The 20,246-nt window shown below is 37.8% G+C and carries 26 protein-coding genes; 16 read left to right on the forward strand and 10 right to left on the reverse strand.

All coding sequences use genetic code 11. The annotated features are described in order from the left end of the window. Positions 1-7: 7 nt before the first annotated feature. From AC2YJL_RS07870 to gvpJ, 4 genes are read right to left on the reverse strand one after another with little or no spacing between them, the layout of a single operon-like run. Positions 8-265 (reverse strand): gas vesicle protein GvpG, encoded by a 258-nt coding sequence (locus tag AC2YJL_RS07870; protein ID WP_251568652.1) that lies wholly within the window; start codon positions 263-265, stop codon positions 8-10. Then, entirely contained in the window at positions 262-1,032 is a 771-nt protein-coding gene (locus tag AC2YJL_RS07875) for a GvpL/GvpF family gas vesicle protein (RefSeq protein WP_230933072.1), read from the reverse strand. Before AC2YJL_RS07875 ends, AC2YJL_RS07870 begins: the two co-directional genes overlap by 4 nt. A gap of 23 nt (positions 1,033-1,055) precedes the next feature. Then, positions 1,056-1,319, reverse strand: a complete 264-nt coding sequence (locus AC2YJL_RS07880) for a gas vesicle protein GvpO (RefSeq protein ID WP_013057922.1) — start codon at positions 1,317-1,319, stop codon at positions 1,056-1,058. 23 nt (positions 1,320-1,342) lie between these two features. After that, positions 1,343-1,621, reverse strand: a complete 279-nt coding sequence (gvpJ, locus tag AC2YJL_RS07885) for a gas vesicle protein GvpJ (RefSeq protein WP_487374694.1) — start codon at positions 1,619-1,621, stop codon at positions 1,343-1,345. Positions 1,622-2,055: 434 nt separating this feature from the next. On the opposite strand from gvpJ, the gene AC2YJL_RS07890 reads away from it, so the two are divergent. Beyond that, positions 2,056-2,880, forward strand: coding sequence for an SPL family radical SAM protein (locus tag AC2YJL_RS07890; RefSeq protein ID WP_195696494.1), 825 nt, complete (start codon positions 2,056-2,058; stop codon positions 2,878-2,880). A 35-nt stretch (positions 2,881-2,915) separates the two neighbouring features. Here the strand turns inward: AC2YJL_RS07890 and AC2YJL_RS07895 are convergent, their stop codons facing one another. Both AC2YJL_RS07895 and AC2YJL_RS07900 read right to left on the reverse strand, forming a co-directional pair. Further along, a complete protein-coding gene (locus tag AC2YJL_RS07895; protein ID WP_195696495.1) occupies positions 2,916-3,299 on the reverse strand; it encodes a nuclear transport factor 2 family protein in 384 nt (127 codons plus the stop codon). Between the two features lie 18 nt (positions 3,300-3,317). After that, positions 3,318-3,797: an RrF2 family transcriptional regulator gene (locus tag AC2YJL_RS07900; protein ID WP_230183389.1), complete on the reverse strand. Its 480-nt coding sequence runs from the start codon at positions 3,795-3,797 to the stop codon at positions 3,318-3,320. A gap of 160 nt (positions 3,798-3,957) precedes the next feature. On the opposite strand from AC2YJL_RS07900, the gene AC2YJL_RS07905 reads away from it, so the two are divergent. Together AC2YJL_RS07905 and AC2YJL_RS07910 are read left to right on the forward strand one after the other, a co-directional pair. Next, complete coding sequence (locus tag AC2YJL_RS07905; RefSeq protein WP_195696497.1) at positions 3,958-4,941, forward strand: LacI family DNA-binding transcriptional regulator; 984 nt, start codon at positions 3,958-3,960, stop codon at positions 4,939-4,941. Positions 4,942-5,233: 292 nt separating this feature from the next. Then, a complete protein-coding gene (locus AC2YJL_RS07910; protein WP_487374695.1) occupies positions 5,234-5,917 on the forward strand; it encodes a TerC family protein in 684 nt (227 codons plus the stop codon). A gap of 36 nt (positions 5,918-5,953) precedes the next feature. Here AC2YJL_RS07910 and AC2YJL_RS07915 read toward each other — a convergent pair whose 3' ends face one another. Further along, on the reverse strand, positions 5,954-6,505 hold the full coding sequence (locus AC2YJL_RS07915) for a helix-turn-helix domain-containing protein (protein WP_050691007.1): 552 nt from the start codon (positions 6,503-6,505) through the stop codon (positions 5,954-5,956). 95 nt (positions 6,506-6,600) lie between these two features. Here AC2YJL_RS07915 and AC2YJL_RS07920 point away from each other — a divergent pair, with 95 nt between their 5' ends. The 3 genes from AC2YJL_RS07920 (at position 6,601) to AC2YJL_RS07930 (ending at position 10,003) form a co-directional block, all read left to right on the forward strand. Next, on the forward strand, positions 6,601-7,326 hold the full coding sequence (locus tag AC2YJL_RS07920; RefSeq protein ID WP_487374696.1) for an AzlC family ABC transporter permease: 726 nt from the start codon (positions 6,601-6,603) through the stop codon (positions 7,324-7,326). Then, positions 7,323-7,652 carry an AzlD domain-containing protein gene (locus tag AC2YJL_RS07925; RefSeq protein WP_195696500.1) on the forward strand — a complete coding sequence of 110 codons (330 nt, stop codon included), beginning with the start codon at positions 7,323-7,325 and terminating at the stop codon, positions 7,650-7,652. The genes AC2YJL_RS07920 and AC2YJL_RS07925 overlap by 4 nt, the downstream gene beginning before the upstream one ends. A 452-nt stretch (positions 7,653-8,104) precedes the next feature. Further along, positions 8,105-10,003 carry an endonuclease MutS2 gene (locus AC2YJL_RS07930; protein ID WP_195696501.1) on the forward strand — a complete coding sequence of 633 codons (1,899 nt, stop codon included), beginning with the start codon at positions 8,105-8,107 and terminating at the stop codon, positions 10,001-10,003. A gap of 185 nt (positions 10,004-10,188) precedes the next feature. On the opposite strand, the gene AC2YJL_RS07935 is transcribed toward AC2YJL_RS07930, so the two are convergent. Together AC2YJL_RS07935 and AC2YJL_RS07940 are read right to left on the reverse strand one after the other, a co-directional pair. After that, positions 10,189-10,602: a DUF1259 domain-containing protein gene (locus AC2YJL_RS07935; protein ID WP_195696502.1), complete on the reverse strand. Its 414-nt coding sequence runs from the start codon at positions 10,600-10,602 to the stop codon at positions 10,189-10,191. Between the two features lie 114 nt (positions 10,603-10,716). Continuing rightward, positions 10,717-11,373 (reverse strand): DUF975 family protein, encoded by a 657-nt coding sequence (locus AC2YJL_RS07940; protein WP_195696503.1) that lies wholly within the window; start codon positions 11,371-11,373, stop codon positions 10,717-10,719. Positions 11,374-11,656: 283 nt separating this feature from the next. On the opposite strand from AC2YJL_RS07940, the gene AC2YJL_RS07945 reads away from it, so the two are divergent. The 5 genes from AC2YJL_RS07945 to AC2YJL_RS07965 all read left to right on the forward strand — a co-directional run bounded on the left by AC2YJL_RS07945 (position 11,657) and on the right by AC2YJL_RS07965 (position 14,623). Beyond that, on the forward strand, positions 11,657-12,166 hold the full coding sequence (locus tag AC2YJL_RS07945) for a hypothetical protein (RefSeq protein ID WP_195696504.1): 510 nt from the start codon (positions 11,657-11,659) through the stop codon (positions 12,164-12,166). Positions 12,167-12,272: 106 nt separating this feature from the next. Then, positions 12,273-12,635, forward strand: coding sequence for a nuclear transport factor 2 family protein (locus AC2YJL_RS07950; RefSeq protein ID WP_230933069.1), 363 nt, complete (start codon positions 12,273-12,275; stop codon positions 12,633-12,635). 83 nt (positions 12,636-12,718) lie between these two features. Further along, positions 12,719-13,279 (forward strand): signal peptidase I, encoded by a 561-nt coding sequence (gene lepB / locus AC2YJL_RS07955; protein ID WP_407818822.1) that lies wholly within the window; start codon positions 12,719-12,721, stop codon positions 13,277-13,279. Positions 13,280-13,569: 290 nt separating this feature from the next. Beyond that, on the forward strand, positions 13,570-14,133 hold the full coding sequence (locus AC2YJL_RS07960) for an NAD(P)H-dependent oxidoreductase (protein WP_487374697.1): 564 nt from the start codon (positions 13,570-13,572) through the stop codon (positions 14,131-14,133). A 325-nt stretch (positions 14,134-14,458) separates the two neighbouring features. Then, positions 14,459-14,623 (forward strand): hypothetical protein, encoded by a 165-nt coding sequence (locus AC2YJL_RS07965; protein ID WP_162871488.1) that lies wholly within the window; start codon positions 14,459-14,461, stop codon positions 14,621-14,623. Positions 14,624-14,704: 81 nt separating this feature from the next. On the opposite strand, the gene AC2YJL_RS07970 is transcribed toward AC2YJL_RS07965, so the two are convergent. Then, a complete protein-coding gene (locus AC2YJL_RS07970) occupies positions 14,705-14,959 on the reverse strand; it encodes a hypothetical protein (protein WP_013057893.1) in 255 nt (84 codons plus the stop codon). Between the two features lie 362 nt (positions 14,960-15,321). Here AC2YJL_RS07970 and AC2YJL_RS07975 point away from each other — a divergent pair, with 362 nt between their 5' ends. From AC2YJL_RS07975 to AC2YJL_RS07995, 5 genes are all read left to right on the forward strand, one after another. Then, positions 15,322-16,128 carry a cell wall hydrolase gene (locus AC2YJL_RS07975; protein ID WP_013057892.1) on the forward strand — a complete coding sequence of 269 codons (807 nt, stop codon included), beginning with the start codon at positions 15,322-15,324 and terminating at the stop codon, positions 16,126-16,128. Positions 16,129-16,531: 403 nt separating this feature from the next. Continuing rightward, the gene (locus AC2YJL_RS07980; protein ID WP_050691534.1) at positions 16,532-17,482 is read left to right on the forward strand and encodes an ABC transporter permease; all 951 of its coding nucleotides are present in this window, start codon (positions 16,532-16,534) and stop codon (positions 17,480-17,482) included. Continuing rightward, positions 17,475-18,422, forward strand: a complete 948-nt coding sequence (locus AC2YJL_RS07985) for an iron chelate uptake ABC transporter family permease subunit (RefSeq protein WP_195696506.1) — start codon at positions 17,475-17,477, stop codon at positions 18,420-18,422. The genes AC2YJL_RS07980 and AC2YJL_RS07985 overlap by 8 nt, the downstream gene beginning before the upstream one ends. Next, entirely contained in the window at positions 18,416-19,174 is a 759-nt protein-coding gene (locus tag AC2YJL_RS07990; RefSeq protein WP_195696507.1) for an iron ABC transporter ATP-binding protein, read from the forward strand. Before AC2YJL_RS07985 ends, AC2YJL_RS07990 begins: the two co-directional genes overlap by 7 nt. Before the next feature lie 23 nt (positions 19,175-19,197). Continuing rightward, a complete protein-coding gene (locus AC2YJL_RS07995; protein ID WP_487374698.1) occupies positions 19,198-20,154 on the forward strand; it encodes a siderophore ABC transporter substrate-binding protein in 957 nt (318 codons plus the stop codon). Positions 20,155-20,246 lie beyond the last annotated feature (92 nt).

The raw sequence follows: 20,246 nt of genomic DNA on the forward strand, positions 1-20,246 counted from the left end.
TTTAACCTCACTTTTGTTTCTTCGTCATTGATTCCCATCTTTTTAATTCATATTCTTTTGCAGCTTCATATCTCAGCAGCAGTTCTTTTTCTTTTTCCATATATGCATCTTCTGGTATTTCTCCAAGCTCATATATCATTTGAAGATGAACGATTTTTTGCTGAATAAAAGAGACATCGTAAAGTTCTTTATCCGCTTCTTCCTTGATTTTCTGTCCGACTTTTACAATGAGCGTAACAGGAGACAGCAGCAGTTTATGAATCATACATTCTCTTCTACTTTTAGTTGAATATTAATAAAGTTATAAGCAGCCCACGGTCCGGAATATTTAAAATCGGCTTTGTGCTTCCATTTTTCGTACAGGTCATTTACACGTTCATCAAACGCTGCTTCTTTTTCTCGGTCAATTAAAAATGAAGCGTTCAAAAGCATCGTTTCCACAATAGGAGGGTTGAGTCTCGACGCTTCAGCTATCGGTTCTAACTGTTGATACAGCTCTTTTTTACAGTCGTACTGAAGCTTTAAAAAGAATTTCTGAGCTGTTTCTCCGTGGGCAATTTGTTTATAAAAATCAGCACTGGCAGAACGCTGGTTTCGTACTTGCTGCAAAGAAGAATCTTGATTCACTTTTTGTTTCAGCCAGTCCGGTTTCCCTATTACTTTTAGTCCGACTTCTATTTTTCCTTTTAACTGTGGGAAAAGAGAGGCGAACTGTGGATATAAGTTTTCTAACAGCATTTCAACATCTTGCTGACTATGAAACACATTTCCAAAGCTGATTGGAATGACCGAATCATGCTCATTCATTACTTTGGAAATCACCTGCTGGTGCGCTGTGACGTTCTCTTTTGTAGGATGATAAATTTTAAGAGGAAAGGCAGCAGCCACTATAGCTGCATCTCGGTAATGAATGGTAAAAGTAGCTCTTTCTTGCTGATCAATCGTGACGCTGCCAAACGTATGCGCCTCGGTGGCGGGAATACTGCAAAAAATATAAATGCCCGTTTCTTCACTCATTGATTTTTGTTTCATTCCTTTCCATTAAAATAATCAGCTTACTTCTCTGCTGGAGAGCTTCGATAGCGCAGGCTGGTGCGTGAAAAAGACGTGATGTTATGCTGCTTATTGACCAGCACTTCATAGATACCAAGCAGTTCATCTTTTGCATAGCGCCTCATATACTCCTGTTCTTCAAATGCCTCAAGTGTTATTTTCCATCCTCCATTTTGAATCGATTCATACGAAATAATTCGGTGAGGAGGAGCAACGTGTTCTTTAAAAAAATCAGTCACGGATTCCATGATTTCAGCTACTTTCACTTCTCTAATCCACCTTTATGAGTTTATAAATCTAAATCTTGTAAAAGGTTTAGCTGTTCAAGTTTTTTTCCGCCTTTATTCGAAGAAAGAAAATCTTCTCTTTCATTATGAAGCAGCCGAACTGCCTCGGCATACCTCAGCCATGTATCCACACTGGCAATAACGATTCGAGCTTCGATGGTAATTAATTCAATACCAATAACGGAAATACGAGCGAATACGTCAATTACCACGCCTTTATCTAAGATGCGGTCAACTACTTCAGCTAGACTAGAACAATCGTTTGATTTGTTAATCGTCATGATGAAATTCCTCTCATGTTGCATAGTAAAATATATACGTTTGCTAATCTTGCTATTAATGTGCGTGATATTGTAAAAAATATACAAATAAACGTGCATAAATTAAAAATAGTATAAAATACCATGATTATTTTTGTTTAGATACGGGTAGAGTTAAATACATTACTTTTATCCATTGATGAATGAAAACACATACATAAAAAACAAAGGGAGTGGAGAAAGATGAGAAAAGAAGAGCAGCCGGTATTATCTGATTTTATTGAAAAGGACCAATTTGAGTTAAATTCATATTTAACCTCTTTACTTGAAACGACAAGTGAAAAGAAAGAAAATCAAAGTTGATGAATTGAAAACATAAAGGGCTACTTTCCATGTGGAAAGTAGTTTTTTCATTTGCGAACTTGATATACTTATTGGACAACGAGGTGAGAAAGATGAACAAAAGAGACGTGGTTTCGAGAAGTATTTTAACAAAAGCGACCGGCTTTTTAGCATCTGGTTATACTCATAGTTTAAATCCATATGCCGGATGTGCATTTTCCTGCAAATTTTGCTACGTGCGAGAGCTGCCAATTCAGCGTTTTAAAGAGATGGAGTGGGGGACATGGCTAGAGCTTAAAGTCAACGCAGCTGAAGTCTATCAAAAAGAAATACAAAAACTGCGAAAAAAAGAGCAGCCGGTGCGCATTTTTATGTCTTCAGCGACAGATCCCTATCAGCCTGCTGAGCGTAAAGCAGGCATCACACGTGCCCTTTTAGAAACGATGATCAATCATCCGCCTGATTTTTTATTGATTCAAACAAGGTCGCCCCTTGTGACGAGGGATATTGATTTGCTTTTACAGCTTCAAAAAGTATGTGATCTTCGCGTATCAATGACTGTTGAAACGGACCGAGAAGATGTAAAACAAATTTTTTCTCCTTATGCTCCAGGGATGAAACTTCGTATGAACGCGTTAAAAAAAGTAAAAGAAAGTGGAATTTCAACGCAAGTAACCATTGCTCCAATGCTTCCTTTCACACCTGAATTTCCTGAAAAAATAGAAGGAATAATGGACCGAATTTGCATTGATACCTTGTACTTAGGAGACGGTTCCTTAGGTAAAACGTCTAAAAGGCTAGGGATGCCGGAATTATTTGAGAAGTACGGTTTCCTAGACTGGTATGACAAAGACATTCATGTCAAAGCCATTCGTTATTTTGAAAAATTTTATCCTTCTTCGATGATTTATCTTTCTCAAGAGGGATTTGCCCCGTAAAAAAAGAAGGGCTAGAAGAGCCCTTCTTTTTTATATTAGTTTTTATACGTATCAAACATGTTCGTATCGTCAGGCACGTTTTCTAAATAGCTGATTTTCCCGTTTTTATCTAGCTTAGCAATATCTTTTCCCGTTTGAGTAAAGACGCTGCCAGATGCACGTTTTCCACATACTGCCCAAGGCGTTTCAAACTTATCTGTACCTTCAACTGCTTTCCAGCCTTCGAACATATGCTTAATATCAGCATTTTCTTTAAACACCATTTTCACAAACAGCTTCCAGTTTTCAATGCCCTGCTTTTCGTGGCCGTTTAAGACAAATATGATATCTTCTGAAAAAAGCCCCACTAATTCTTCAAATGCTTGTTCGCTTGTACGTGATTGATCGAATAAATCAAAATATCTATTTAAGTTTTCCATGATGATCTCCTTTGGGTGCTACAGCACCATTTTTTCTTCTACTGTTGCTTTTAACATGTCCAGGTTTTCTTTCGGACATTTTTTGTTAATTTCATTTGTCAGCGTAGCAATGGTTTGCCGTTTTAAGATAGACTGCCACGAAGATTCGGCTTCTTTCATTAAATCAGATAATAAGCAAATATCTTTGTCTTTTAAGTTAAGCATGTCGTGAAAAATACCGCTTGATGAGTAAAGAGACTGCTTACCTTCAATGGCTACGTATACGTCATAAATACGAATTTCTTCCGGCGTTTTCTTTAAGCGAAATCCACCTTTGCTACCAGGAACGGAAGCAAGTAAATCAGCGCTAACCAGCTTGCGAAGAAGCTTTTGAAAATACGTAGGCGAGCCCCCAAGCTGAGTGCTGATGACATCTCCTGGCAACACAGCTTTTTCAGGTAAAAACGTAAGCAGCAAAATGGCATACACCGATTGCTCAACGCCTGTTTTCATATGCAAAAACATCATCTCCTGTTTTATGTGTACAATATGGATAATCATTATCCGCGTTTAGATTATCATAACGCTTATGAAGCAAAAAGTAAAGCAGTTACTTAATATGCACGCGATATTCGTGTATACTGTGAAAGAAACAGCAACAAAATACGGAGATGAGAGAATGACAACTATTGCAGATATCGCTCGGCTTGCAGGAGTAGCAAAAAGCACTGTATCCCGCTACCTTAACGGAGGGTCTGTGAGCGATGCGACAAAACGAAAAATTGAAGAGATTATTAAAGAAACAAACTATAGCCCAAATGCGTTTGCTCAAAGCTTAAAAGCAAAAAAAACAAACATCATTGGTGTAATTGTTCCGCGCATGGGTTCTTTTGCGACTTCCCGCACATTAGATGGTATTGACCAAGAACTTAGAGACCACCACTATCAAATGATTATTTCCAATTCTAATCAAGATTTAGAAAGAGAAATCGAAAATATCTATACGCTGGCTAAGCAGAAGGTAGCAGGTATTATTCTTCTTGCCGTTCAAATCACAAAAGCTCATTTGGAAGCTTTCCGCACAATTTCAATTCCCGTTTTGCTAATTGGACAGCAGCATGAAGAAGTCCACAGTTTAATTCACCAAGACTACGAGGCTGCATGCGACATTGGAAGGTACATAGGAGAAAAAGGACATAAAAAAATCGCTTTTTTAGGCGTAACCGAAAAAGACATAGCTGTAGGTGTAAAGCGAAAAGAAGGCGTAAAGGAAGGCCTTAAAGACAGAGACTGCGAGATCCGCTGTTATCAAACAAGCTTTAACATGAGCGATGCAATCGGGGCCGCTACGGCTGTGATGAAAGAATTTAATCCGTCCATCATTGTATGTGCGACCGATAACATTGCGCTTGGCACATTAAAGGCAGCTTATTTAAACGGACTGCGCGTTCCGGAAGATGTATCCATTACCGGCTTTGGAGGCTACGAAATTACAGGTGTGATTCATCCCAGCTTAACAACCGTAAAATATTACTATAAAGAAGCGGGACAAATGGGGGCACAGCGAATTATTAAGCTAGTCAACGGAGAAGAAGTTGAGAAGCTTACACTTTCTAACTATGAATTGATTGAAAGAGAAAGCGTTGACAACCGCTTTGTATAAAAAAACGATTGACAGAATGTAGGAGATGCTATAGTATAAGTGGTGTAAATACAAACAAATAATTGAACGTATCTCCTAAAGGGGAGTAGCTTTAACAGCAAAGTCGTCATTACAGAGATTATCTCTCGGCTTTGTTGGCGACATTATGTTGTTAGCAAGACCTTTACCGTTTATTTGGTAAGGGTCTTTTTTGTATTCAATTATAAAAAGGGAGGAAAAGGTATAAAAGGGAGGAAAAGGCTCGGACATTTAGAGGAGAAACGTTACATAAAAAGAGAAGGTGGAGGTAACTATGGAGGAACTAATTGGCGTATCAGTGCAAGGTTTGCTGCAAATTATTTTTCTTGATTTAATTTTAAGCGGGGATAACGCGATTGTGATTGCAATGGCGGCTCGTAACGTACCAAAAGATTTACAAAAAAGAGCGATTTTAATTGGAACAGGCGGCGCGATTGGTCTTCGATTATTATTTGCGGCTATTATTGTCCCTTTATTGAAAATTCCATTAATCGGAGCGGTCGGCGGTTTGATGCTAGTATGGATTGCATATAAGTTATTAGCGGACAATCACGATCACGGCGACAATCCTCAAGGTGGAGCAACGGTATGGAGCGCGGTTAAAACGATCATTATCGCAGATGCGGTCATGTCATTAGATAACGTATTAGCTCTAGCAGGTGTAGCTCACGAATTTGTCCCGATTATGATTGGTGTATTAATTTCAATTCCGATTATTATTTGGGGAAGCAGCTTTATCATGAAAGCAATGGAAAAATTTCCGATTATCATTTACGCTGGAGCGGCGATGCTTGCATGGTCTGCTGGAAAAATGATTGTTGAAGATAAAATTATCGGCGGATTTGTTCCAAGTACAGCTTTACATCTCGCTGTTCAAGCTATCTTAACTATTGCAGTTGTAGGCATTGGGTACATGAAAAACAAAAAAATGAAAAAAGACCAAGCCCACGCAGCTTAAAAAAAGAGCGTACGGATCATCCGTACGCTCTTTTTTTTATGATTCGGGGTAGTGCATAAGCAAAAAAAAGCTTGCTTCTTCTTCAGAAGAATTGATATAGCTGTGAGAGGTATTTCCTGAAAAATGAAGAGCGTCTCCCGAGGCTAATTCATGTTCTTCATTTTCAAAACGAACCGTTAATTCGCCTTCTTTAATAAGTAAGTATTCATCTCCTAAATGAGTTTTCGCTTCGTGTACGCATCCGGGCTTTAATGTGACGATGTAAATTTCAAACTTTTTTTCCGGATGATAAGGAAAAAAAGAATATACTAAGTAATCACCTTTGTTGTCCGTGATGGGATCTAGCTGTTTTATGCTTACTTTCTGCACATCCGGGGTGTCTTCTTTCATAAATACAGAAAAAGAGACTTGAAGGCCGTTGGCGATTTTCCAAAGCGTGGTAACTGTAGGGCTGGATTTACCTTTTTCAATTTGTGCAAGCATTGCTTTACTAACACCTGTTAATTCGGAAACTTGATCAAGCGTCAAATTTCGATTTTTTCGTAATTTAACAAGATTTTTAGCAATAATATCTTGAATTGCGTCCATTGTTGTACTCCTTTAATTATTATAAAGATAGTATAACATACCGTTGTTTAATATAACGTATAGATGTATAATATAGCAGAAAAGGAGGGAGTACGGTGATTGCAGAAAAAGCAGTACAGCAAAGAGAAAAAGGGGACTTAACGTTCAGACAAGGGGCTAAGGATTGTATCCCTACGCTACTCGGTTACATAAGTATAGGGCTTGCGGCTGGAATCGTTGGAGTATCCTCGCATCTTTCCGTTATGGAAGTTACTTTATTATCAGCGCTCGTGTATGCCGGGGCAGCACAGTTTATTATTTGTGCGCTGATGGTTGCGAACAGCTCGATTTCAGCCATTATTCTCACAACATTTATTGTAAACTTACGCCACTTTCTTTTGAGCGCTACGATCGCGCCTGAATTTACGAAATATTCGTTATTTAAAAACGTCGGAATTGGAGCTCTTCTAACGGACGAATCATTTGGGGTGTCTTCAAGTAAAATTGCAAAAGGTGAGCCAATTAATGACCGCTGGATGAATGGATTAAATATAACGGCTTACGTCAGCTGGATTATTGCCTGTACGACAGGAGCTATTTTTGGCCATATGCTATCTAACCCTGAAGCCTTTGGGTTTGATTTTGCCTTAACAGCTATGTTTTTAGCTCTGCTTGTTTTACAAATCGAAAGCGTGTTACCTTCAAAGCTTAATCATTACTTACGTTTGATTCTTTATATGGCGATTACTATGATTGTGCTGTCTTTTTTCGTACCTTCACATGTGGCTGTATTGATTTCAACGATTATTGTAGCGACAATTGGGGTGGTGACGGATAAATGAGTATCCACTACCCAACACTCATGGTTATTTTAGGATGTGCCCTTGTTACCGTAGTTCCTCGTATTGTTCCGTTTTTAGTTGTACGTAACATCGCGCTGCCAGAACCCGTATTAAAATGGCTATCCTATATTCCTATTTGTATTTTAACCGCACTTGTTGTAGAAAATTTTATCATGCAAGCAAATGACAGCGTAAAGATTAACTGGCCCGTCATTATCGTAGTCATTCCAACCTTACTGATTGCCCTGAAAACCAAAAGCTTATCCATCACCGTTATTAGCGGAGTTGGAATGATGGCGCTGCTTCGTTTTTTTCTTTTGTCATGAAAGCTCAAGTTATGCTCTTAAGCTTTTTTACTGTCTCCTTTACGCACGCTTTTTCATATAGTATGATAAGAGTGTAAATTAGAAGCCAATGAAAACTAAAATATAGATGAGGTGCTTTTATGAGCGGAGTAGTATCTAAATAGGGACAATTGAATGAAATAAATTAAATAAGCAAGACGGGTATTTTTTGGAGAATGAAGGTACCCTTTATTTGCTTATGGATTTATTTCACTGCCTATGAAGATACCTACAATGCTTTATAAAGGGTTCGGCATTTGTCGCGAAAGAGGCGTCTGTTTTTACAGAGCTTTCTTTCGTGATATGTGTTTAGACACCTTATGAACGCAAAAAGCTGTGGGATCACCACAGCTTTTTTTGTTTACCTTTTTCATTGCCTTCTAATAAATAGGTATCTTCATATGTGATGACAAATCATAGTGAGGAGAAAAACCATGAATACGATGACATTTGAAAAATTGCAGTATCAGGAATTAAAAGAAATCGTAAAATCTCACTGCGTAAGTGAGCTGGGAAAACAATTAATGGATAAACTTCAGCCAAGCACATCTCTTAAAACAGTAAAAAACCGACTTAAAGAAACAACGGAAGCACGAAGACTTCTAGATGCTGAGAAATCACTTCCGCTATCAGGTGTCTCAGGTATAGGAAGAGTCATCGAAAAGCTTGAAAAAGGCATGATTTTAGAGCCCGAGGAGCTAATGCGCGTATCCGATTTTTTAAAAGGCTGCAGAAAAGTAAAACAATATATGGTGGATAAAGAATTTTTTGCTTCGCTCTTAAGTTCCTATGCCCATTCGATGAAAGAACTGACAGGTATAGAAGAGAAAATTAATTTTGCGATCAAAGCCGGAAAAGTAGACACTGCGGCAAGCAAAGAGCTCAAGCGTATCAGAAGACATATAGAAGGAACGGAAGCGAAGATTTCAGAACAGCTTGCGAAATTTTTACGAAACGGGAAAAACAAAGAGTATATTCAAGACTTCTTCATCAGTAAAAAAGGAGACCGCTATACGATTCCGATCAAGGCATCCTATAAAAATCATGTTGGAGGAACGATTGTTGAAACATCTTCTAAAGGGTCGACAGTGTTCATAGAGCCGGCATCTATTACAAAGCTGAATGCGGAACTAGCGATTTTGAAAGCAGAAGAAGAGGTAGAAGAATATCAAATTTTAGCGTTTTTAACAGGTTTAGTGTTAGAGAAGCTAGCTGATATTCATATTAATTTAGAGCTAATTAGCCAATACGACATGGTGTTTGCCAAAGCAAAATACAGTAAACAGGCAGATGGAATCGAACCTAAAATTAATGATTATGGATATATTCATTTAAAAGGCGCAAATCACCCTCTGTTAACTGGTAAAATTGTTCCCCTTCACTTCGAAATTGGCGAGAATTATCGAAGCTTAATTATTACGGGACCTAACGCAGGAGGAAAAACCGTTGTCTTAAAAACGATTGGGCTACTGACACTCGCTACAATGTTAGGATTTCATATTACAGCTGATGAAGGAACAGAAATTGCATTGTTTGAACATATTTTTGTCGATATCGGTGACAACCAAAGTATTGAAAATGCGCTGAGCACCTTTTCCTCACACATGAAAAATATATCCGCTATTTTGCAAAAAGCAACGAACAATACGCTGCTCCTATTCGATGAAATTGGCAGCGGCACCGAACCGAATGAAGGAGCTGCACTTGCGATTGCAATCTTAGAAAAGTTTTATCACATGGGCTGCATAACGGTCGCAACTACGCATTACGGAGAAATTAAGCGTTTCTCAGAAATTCATCCTGACTTTATGAATGCCGCGATGCAGTTCAACAGTAAAACATTAGAACCGCTGTATCAGCTGTTAATTGGAACATCTGGAGAAAGCAATGCGCTTTGGATTTCAAAGAAGATGAAGGTAGAAGAAGAGATTTTACAAAAAGCAAAGTTCTATATGGAAAGCAAATCGTATGATACAGAAGTCGTCAGAGAAAATAAAATAAAAAAACCAACTATTTTGAAGGAAAAGAAAAAAGACCGTGTTGAATATCAAATAGGAGATCGAGTAAAACTGTTAGATTATGAAAATCATGCGATTGTGTATAAGTCTAAAGACAACACAAACAATATAGTCGTACTCTATCAGAATGAGTTAATTGAAGTAAACGTTAAGCGAGTAGCTCTTGAAATCAAAGCTGCTGAATTATATCCCGAAGGCTATGACCTCAATTCGTTATTTATTAGCTATAAAGATCGAAAAGAGCAGCATGATCTGCAGCGAGGATCAAAAAAAGCATTGCGGAAAATTGAAAAAGATATACGCGAAAATAGATAAAAAAGAAACCCAGCACTTATAAGAAAGTACTGGGTTTTGTTTTTATGCAGCTTCTCAAAAATACATAGCGCCCTTTTGTTAATGACTTAAAAGGTAAGGCGGTTTCCTTTAGCTATATTAGTAATCTATAGGTATAAAAAACATCTCTCACCTCTCTAATATACCTGAGAGACGCGTTTAATAAATTATTCGTTTGTCGGAACGGGAAGACTCTTGAGCGTTGTAAAACAAAAAGCCATTTTTTTCGCAAAATGTAAAGGAGGCTCTACAGATTGAATATGAAGATACATAAGGACCGGTTCTGTAAAAAGCCAATGGTTATGCAAAGCGCTTACGATAAGACCTTGCCGCGCAGCAGCTTCTGTAAAACGAGGGATTTCTTCTTGTAAAATAGCAATTTCAGCCAAGTTTAACGCGTTTCCCTGTCCGTCTATCGCCTCAAAGGATACACCAACAGGAACGACAGAGCTGCTTTTCCGCCCTTGAACATGAGCTTGAAAGCTTCTTTTAAGCGACACTGAGCATCCTGTTGGACTAACTTTGCTTTTAGCGTTTAAAATCTGGCCAAACTGCTGACAAATTTCACTTGTAGTATACATATAAGCTCCTGCCTTTCTTCTATACTCTTAGTAAGCTTTATGACATAAGAGCTTCACTTATGCAAACAGTGTTCTTATAAAAAAATCCCCTTCACGATGAAGAGGATTTTTTTATTATTCAGCATGCGATGAGCGTTCGTTTAACAAATTTTCATAAAAACGGGCAAGTGAAGCAGAAAGGTATGGAATAGACCATAAAAAGCCGATTCCTATTGTAATAATACTTAATAAAAACCAGCCAAGAAAGCTTAGCAGCAGCAGGAAGTACTGTCCTTTATAACCATTCATCAACCTGCGGCTTTCTGTAATCGCTTGATTCATCGAGTAAGTAGGATTGTCTTTACAAATATAGTACGTTTGTGAATATGCCAGTGCTTTGATAATTCCAGGAATCAGTAAAAGCAGTGACCACAGCATCACATAAAGAGTCATGAGTACATAAATTCCTAGTGACTTTACATAGAGACCGAAGTCTTGGAATGTTTTAAACAAATGTCCCAATTGGACAGATTCACCGCGCGCCAAACCTAAAAATGCCCAGTAGTTCGCCATGAGAAGAGGCGAAAAGACAATAGCAAAGGCAGTTGAAATCCATGACGACGAATCAGATTCATCTTTCATCCAATTGTCATAGCCGCCGCTTGCCACAATTTCAAATGGAATAGGCAGAAGTGTATATACTCCGTACGTCACCACCGTCAGTAGAATCGCAAGTCCCCAGCGATTCTTTAAAGAAGCTTTAGCTTCTCTTTTAATCGTACCGATGTTCATGTTCTTCCTCCTTTAATGTTGCAAAACAGTATCTTTTTGCTTGTATCAACATGTAAACCATGCACAATTGTTAATTTTGTATGAAATGAAAATAATAGTCAATAGGTTCTGAGATGAAAAGCAAAGCTCCTGCGAAAAATTTTTACTAGACAGATAGAAATCGCTAAATAGGGACAATCTGCTTTTGAAGAAGGAGGAGGTGCAAAAGCACTGTGTGCGATGCTTTATTTTAGTATGAAGTGAAATCCTCATGGAAAGACTTTCTAAGATAGGAGGGATTTCTATGTTTGAAATGTTTGAAATGATTAAAATGATGCAACAAGTCTTAAATGAAAAGGAATTTTCTTATTGGGTTCATCAAGATCTTTTTAGTGTTCAATGGTGGCTCATAGTGGTGATAAACGCTCTTTTTCTGCTGCTCGTTTTTTTTATCAGCTTTGACATAGTCGGTTTAGTAGATGAATTCGGGAAATTTTTTAACCTGTGGTGCTACCCTCACCAGATGCTTCCGTTTACAGATCGCTTCAATACAGTTGACTTTGCTATTATTCCGGTAAGTATCGCACTCGTCTACCAATTTTTCAGCAAATGGAAATTTTTCTTTATCGCACATATCGTTACGTCTGCCGTTATTGCTTTTATAGGTATTCCGATATTCAAATCGCTGTATTTGTACCAATTGCTGAACTGGTCGATGTTTTATTCATTTCTTACCGTATTCGTCATGGGAATTGTCGTGAAAATGATTAGCGATTGGATTGCAGGTAAGAAAAAAGGCTATAGCGTTAGCTAAACAAATAACACTCCTATCTATTCAGATAGGAGTGTTATTTGTTTAAGTGAAAACTGCAGTATGCCTTTATAATGAATATAAGAAAGAATGAGAGGAGACTGTAAAAGTGGAAACAGCGAATATCACTCAAACATTTTATGAATTAGAATGTATGCACTTAAAATCAGAAGTACGAACCTCTGCTAAAGAGCTTTCAACCATTCTTGCAGATGATTACGTGGAGTTTGGCAGCTCGGGCAGGGTATGGAAACGAAAAGATTACAATACCAATCATGTACTTTCGCCAGATGTATTCGAAATCTCTCATTTTCATATAGAGGTATTGTCTCCTGACTGCGTATTAACTACCTATCATCTTATGAACCATACGGCAGAAAAAAAGACGCTTCGCAGTTCTATTTGGCGAAAAAGAGAAGAAAAGTGGCGTTTGTTTTTCCATCAAGGCACAGTGACAAACGGTGATCAATAAATAAGATTATTCGGTTATTATTATACTTTCCCTCTATTTGATGCTATGATGAAAGTATATTTTGACGTAAGGGATGTTTTGAGATGAGCAAAAATAACGTAAAAAAAGAAGTGTTCTCATGGATTAAGTCCATTGTTATTGCATTGGTTATTGTAGTGGGAGTTCGCCATTTTTTATTTGCGCCAACTACGGTTCACGGTGAATCGATGTATCCAACGTTTGAAGATTCAAACCGCGTTATTTTAAATAAAATCAGTGATGTTGATCGCTTTGATATGATTGTATTTCATGCACCGGATGCAGATGAAAATTATATTAAACGTGTAATCGGACTGCCAGGAGATACGGTAGAAATGAAAAACGACGTTCTATATATTAACGGTAAAGCTTATAAAGAGCCGTATTTAAAAGAATCTAAAAAATCTCTTGCACCTAATGAAAAATTCACGGAAGATTTTACGCTTCAAACGCTGCCTGCAGCTGATGGCAAAGTGAAGGTACCGAAAAATTCACTCTTTGTAATGGGGGACAACCGTCCTGTAAGTCATGATGGACGAGCATTTGGCTTCATTCCACAAAAATCAGTTATCGGAAAAGTGCAGTTTCGCTACTATCCGTTAAATGAAGTAGGCGAACCGAAATAAAAAAGGGAAAAAGGCTGGCGGAATTTAATTCGCCAGCCTTTTTTATCGGGTTAAAAGAACTGATTTAAAAAAACGATTTGCTTTATGTGAGTTAAACATCTTCTAAGAAATTAGTAAATTAGACCTTGTTTTTTTCTTTGTTTAGGAAATCATAAGGGTGTTTAAAAAGGGACTTCTAGGTGCCTATGTTACTTCAAAGTAAGAGTAGGTACTGATAGGTAAGTAGTTTTTATGGGTATACAGATATATGAAGATAAAGAAACAAGGATTTTGGAAAGGAGCAGGTCAGCATGAAAAACGTATTAATCATTAATGGACACGAGTATTATAAAAAATCAAAAGGAGAGTTAAATCAGACGATTTTTAACGAAATGCAGCATTTACTCGCTGATCAATTTGACATTAAAACAACGGTGGTTGATAAAGGCTACGAAGTAGAAGAAGAAATTGAAAAGTGGCTGTGGGCTGATGTTGTGATTATGCAGACGCCTATTTACTGGTTCAGCATTCCCGGAAAGTTTAAGCAATATATTGATCGCGTGTATATGGATAATATTTTCTTTAAAGGCTCCAATCAATACGGGCGAGGCGGCTTATTAACGGGGAAAAAATACATGTTTTCTCTCACGTGGAATGCGCCAGAAGCTATTTTCGACAATGACGAAGCTTTCTATGAAGGAAAAAGTTTAGACGAAGCCATTATGCATTTGCATAAAATGAATCAGTACGTCGGTATGAGTCCACTTCCAACTTATTCTATTCATGACGTAGTCAAACATCCAAACATTGATCACTACAAGCATAAATTAGAAAATCATGTAGCAGAAGTATTTGGAATAGGAAAGCATCAATAAAAGTATAGCCGTTCGTTTTCTGAGAGTATCCTTAGATTTTACAGCTAGTAAAAGAAAAAAACATAAAAAAGCTGCTTTCTATACATGTAATGGATAGAAAGCAGCTTTTTTACGTGACAGTTTCAAACTTCAGGGTGTGAGGTGGGATAGTTTTTGTTTACCCGTCTATATCTAAATAAAACAATCTAAATGATAATGAAGTAGAAACTATTTATTCCATTTGTTTATAAATTGTTTAAATATAAGATGAAGCCGTTTAGCTTTGGAAAATAAGGGAAAAAGCATACTAACTTGCCTGTGTATATTTAGAAAAGGAGGGATAAAGATGTCGTTAGCTCATTTTGATGATATTTCAGAAATTTGCTATGCATGTGAAAAACAGCCTCTTGGGAAAAGACAAAAACGCATTGGCGTATGGACGGAAAAAGAAATGAGAAAGCCTACCGAAGAGAGAGTCGAAAATCAGAAGGTGGTCGCACTTTCTCGTTAACGTAAAAAAGCCTTTAGCTCATCTAAAGGCTTTTTTACGTATTGGCGTTTGGACATGTGTGAAGGGTCATAGAAGCAATCGTTATAAATCTTCTAGTCTTTGAACTTTTTTGCCTTCTATTTTATGCTGTTCCATTGTTTCTTTTAACTCTTTGTTCGCCGTTGTCATCGTTGTTTCATTTGTTACGCCCATAAATGACCAGCCGTGAGATTCAAGCCAGTACTTGAATTCCCGCAAAAACTCTTCCTGCGTTCCTCCCGTATGATAAAAAGCTCCTTGAATTGTAATAGCCGGTTTCTCCGTGTTATACGTCACATACATTTTATTTGCACACATCCAAATAGACCTCCTTTATTAATAAACAAACGTAAATTGACAAAGAAGCGCTGAATCATTCCTCAATAGTTACACTATTTCTCTATTTGACTGCTGTTTTCCTTTTTATCTCGGCGATTAATCATAATTAAATCAAGTTTTTTACAGAAAGAGGAATGTAAGTAAACAGATAAAAAGCTCGTTTCGCAATGAAATCGTCATATTTCTACATATTCTTTAAGGGTCATGTAAAAGTTGTAACATAATGAATGGCACTGTAAGAAACTTAATCCAATTAGAACAAATGTTACTGTTTTTTTTAATGAAAAGGCGAATCTATGTGCTAAGGTAATAACAGGTTCAAATTTTAGGAGGTAGTTTTTGTGAGTAAAAAACGTGTAAAAAAATGGGCAGTTGCTTCTGCAGCGTCTGTAGCATTTCTAGCAAGTCAAGGAACAGCATCAGCAGCAGCTTCGCACAAAGTCGTAAAAGGAGATACCTTGTGGGGGCTTGGCCAACAAAATGGGGTGACGGTAGATGAGCTGAAAGGTGCTAATAACCGCCAAAACGACATGATTTACGTTGGAGAAACATTAACGATTCCTGACCAGGGACAAGCACAACCTGCCGCTAGTCCGGCAACATCTGTACATACAGTAGCACAAGGCGAAACGTTATATCATATTGCAACACAAAACGGCATGACTGTGGATCAGTTAAAAGCTGTTAACGGTTTACAAAGTGATATCATTACCATCGGACAAACGTTAAAACTTCAAGGAGAAGCACCGGCGCCGGCACAAACTGCTCCGTCTACATCGGTTTCTGCACAAGATCAAGATTTACTAGCTAGATTAGTAGAGGCAGAAGCAAAAGGTGAGCCGTACCAAGGAAAAGTAGCGGTAGCAATTGTGGTATTAAACCGTGTAGCTTCACCGGAATTCCCAAATAACATTCACGACGTTATTTATCAGCAGCTAGGAAACGGCGTATATCAATTTTCACCAGTAGCAAACGGAGCAATTAATCAGCCTGCATCAGAAGAATCAAAACGAGCGGTAAGCGAAGCATTATCAAATCCGCATGAAAACGATGCGCTGTTTTTCTATAATCCGAAAATCGCTGAAAGCCAATGGGTTGCAACGCAGCAAGTAACGGCCGTTATCGGAAACCATGTATTTGCAAAATAAGTAGATTTCTTTCAAATATAAACATATATTTCATATATATGTAATTGTGCTCCGAAGAGGTTGCGACAAAAGTATGTTGGTTAAAGTTAAATCCGAACCATTAATAGTTATTAATGGTTCGGATTTTTTTGTTGTTATGGTGAACGTAGATTTCATGTATGTAGTTGTTTCAATCTCTTATGTATGAAGAGAGAAATATCTATTTTTAAGTCTAATTGAACCTTAAAATGCCTTAACAGATGGATCTGTTAAGGCATTTTTTTGCTTAAGTTTTGAGAAAACCATTGATTATTTAGAAAATAATGATATGATAAAGAAAGTCAATTGATAATGATAATCATTTACATATGATGTAGAGGAGGAGATAACTAGACTTCTAGATGAAAGAAAGGAGCAAGGAAAGTTGAAGTTTTATCAGTTAATTCTTGTGTTTGCTGTACTATCGATTTTGTCTCTTTTTGTAGGAGTACAAGATCTGTCAGCAATGGATCTGTTTCATTTAACAAAAGAAGAAAGCCAAACACTGTTTTTTAGTCGTTTTCCTAGGCTTTTGAGTATTATTATGGCAGGAATGAGCCTTAGTATTTGCGGATTAATTATGCAGCAAATTACGCGAAATAAGTTTGTATCTCCAACAACGGCAGGAACGATGGACTGGGCAAGACTTGGTGTGTTGATTTCTCTACTAGTATTTGCTTCAGCAAGTCCTCTATTAAAAATGGGCATTGCTTTCATTTTCTCACTTGCGGGAAATCTATTGTTTATGAGAATACTAGACAGAATTAAATTTAACGATACCATTTATATTCCACTAGTTGGTTTAATGCTCGGCAGTATCGTAAGTTCCCTAGCTACCTTCATCGCTTACAAATACGATTTGATTCAAAACCTTTCTTCATGGCTGCAAGGCGACTTTTCTCTAGTAGTCAAAGGGAGATATGAACTTTTATACCTGAGTATACCGCTCTTAATAATTGCTTATCTTTACGCAGATAAGTTCACGGTTGCTGGTATGGGAGAAAGCTTTTCAATCAATTTAGGTGTGAAATACAAACAAATCGTAAACATTGGATTAGTCATTGTTTCGCTTATTACGTCGATTACGATTTTGACCGTCGGCATGCTGCCTTTTTTAGGATTAATCATCCCAAATATCGTATCGATTTACCGTGGAGATCATTTGCGAAAAAGTCTGCCTCATACAGCGCTGCTTGGAGCTGTGTTCGTACTTGCGTGCGATATTTTAGGCAGAGTCATTATTTTCCCTTATGAAATCTCTATTGGGCTAATGGTCGGTGTAATAGGAAGTGCGATCTTTCTTTTTATGCTGATAAGGAGAGGTCGTTATGCATAACAAACATAAAATCATCATTCTCGCCGCGCTGGCCATTTTATCAGTGGCCCTGTTTATCAGCTACGATTTAGGCTACTGGCAGTACACGCTGCCGCGAAGAATTGAAAAAGTCGCTGCGATTGTTTTAACCGGAGGAGCCATTGCGTTTTCATCCGTTATCTTTCAAACGATTACTAATAATCGAATTCTAACCCCTAGTATTCTAGGACTGGATTCACTATATTTATTTCTGCAAACGTTTATTGTGTACATCTTTGGCTCGACGAATATTGTCATCATGAACAAAAATCTTAACTTTCTTCTTTGCGTTTCGCTGATGATTATCTTTTCGGTCTTGCTTTACATACTGATGTTCAAAAAAGCCGGTAAGAATATTTTCTTTATTTTACTGGTTGGAATTGTGTTCGGCACGTTATTTAAAAGCATGTCTTCATTTATGGAAATGCTGATTGACCCGAATGAATTTCAAATTGTACAAGATAAATCATTTGCAAGCTTTAACAATGTTAATACCGATTTGCTATACATAGCAGCCGTCATTTTTATTCTACTGGGTATTTACGTGTGGCGCTTTACGTCCATTTTTGATGTCCTGTCGCTAGGAAGAGAACACGCGGTAAATTTAGGGATTAATTATGACGGGCTCGTCAAAAAAATGCTGATTGTGATCGCCATTTTTGTCTCAGTAGCTACAGCGTTAGTTGGGCCGATCACCTTTCTTGGACTTCTTGTTGTGAACCTTGCGAGAGAGCTGTTCAAAACGTACAAGCACACCTATTTAATGATGGGATCGCTGCTGCTTAGTGTTATAGCCCTCGTCGGAGGAGAATTTATTGTTGAAAAAGTGTTCACCTTCAGCACCACGCTGAGCGTCATCATTGACTTTGCCGGCGGAATTTACTTTATTTATTTGCTGCTAAAGGAGAATAAATCATGGTAGAAGTAACAAATGTCAGTAAAACATACGGAGAAAAAACCGTCTTAGAAAAAACATCCGTCGTGATTCCAAAAGGGAAAATCACGTCATTTATCGGCCCAAACGGAGCGGGGAAAAGTACGCTGCTTTCAATTATGAGCCGTCTCATTAAAGCCGACTCAGGATCAATATCAATAGAAGGAAAAAATATAGAGAATATTGACAGCTCAGATTTAGCCAAAAAAATGAGTATTTTAAAACAGTCCAATCAGCTGAATATCAGGCTTAGCGTACGTGAACTCGTAAATTTTGGCCGGTTTCCTTATTCAAAAGGCCGGTTAACAAAAAGCGATGAACAAGCGGTTGATCAGGCGCTGAGTTACATGAAGCTTGAAGGTATTCAAGATAAATACTTGGATGAACTGAGCGGGGGACAGTGTCAGCGGGCTTTTATCGCTATGGTCATCGCACAGGACACGGAGTATATCTTCTTAGATGAACCGCTCAATAACTTAGATATGAAGCATTCTGTTGAAATTATGAAGCTGTTGAAACGTCTTGTAGAAGACTTAGGCAAAACGATTGTGATTGTTATTCACGATATTAATTTTGCGTCTGTCTATTCGGATTACATCGTGGCGCTTAAAAACGGTGAAGTAATCCGTGAAGGCCCAACAGAAACCATCATTCAAACGTCTGTATTAAAGGATATATACGATATGGATATTCCAATCGAAACGGTTGGCGGCCAGCGTATTTGCGTGTATTTTTCATAAAATTTATTCATGAGGTGACGAAAGTGAAAAAAGTGTTAGTAATGTTTGTAGCAGTCTTAACTGCGATTGTTGTAGCCGCTTGCGGTAATCAAGGAGCAAAAGAAACAACAGGTGGAGAAAGTAAGCAAAAAGAGACGGTAACAGTAACCGATCAGTTCAATAAAGACGGCATTAAAATTAAGAAAAACCCTAAAAAAGTTGTAGTATTCAGCATGGGTGCACTTGATACACTAGATAAACTAGGGGTTGAAGTAGCGGGCTTGCCAAAACAAGCGATTCCTGAGTATTTATCAAAATATCAAGATGATAAGTATGCGAATGTAGGTGGATTAAAAGAACCTGATTTTGAAAAAATTGCAAAATTAAAGCCAGACTTAATTATTATTCAAGGGCGTCAAGCAGATTCATTTGATGAATTCTTAAAAATCGCGCCGACGATTTATATTGATACAGACACCCAGCACTACATGGATTCATTTAAAGAAAATACGAAAGTACTAGGACAAATTTTTGATAAAGAAGATCAAGCGAAAAAAGAGCTAGCAGCAATTGACAAGCAAATTGCAGATTTGAAAAAACAAGCGGACAAACTAGATAAAAAAGCGCTTGTCATGATGGCGAATGATAGCAAAATGACAGCGTTTGGTCCGGGTTCTAAATATGGATTAATTCACGATGTCTTCGGTATTAAGGCTGCAGACGACAGCCTAGATCCATCGGCTAAGCACGGCCAAAGCATTTCATACGAATATTTAGTTAAGCAAAATCCAGACTACTTATTCGTCGTTGACCGCGGTGCAGCGATTGGTGAAAAATCTTCCGCTAAACAAATTGTTGAAAATGAGTATGTAAAAGAAATCAACGCGGTGAAAAACAATCACGTTGTGTATCTTGATCCAGGCCTTTGGTATTTATCTGGAGGAGGTCTTGAGTCAATGGCTGGCATGATTAAAGAAATCAAAGCAGGGATAGAGAAGTAATAGAAAAAAAGAGCTGGTTTTGACCAGCTCTTTTTTTTTGCATGCAAAGTATTCACGGTTCCATGACTGTAAAAAGACCGCTACGAGCAGCT

It is taken from the genome of Priestia sp. SRI_019 (assembly GCF_057586255.1).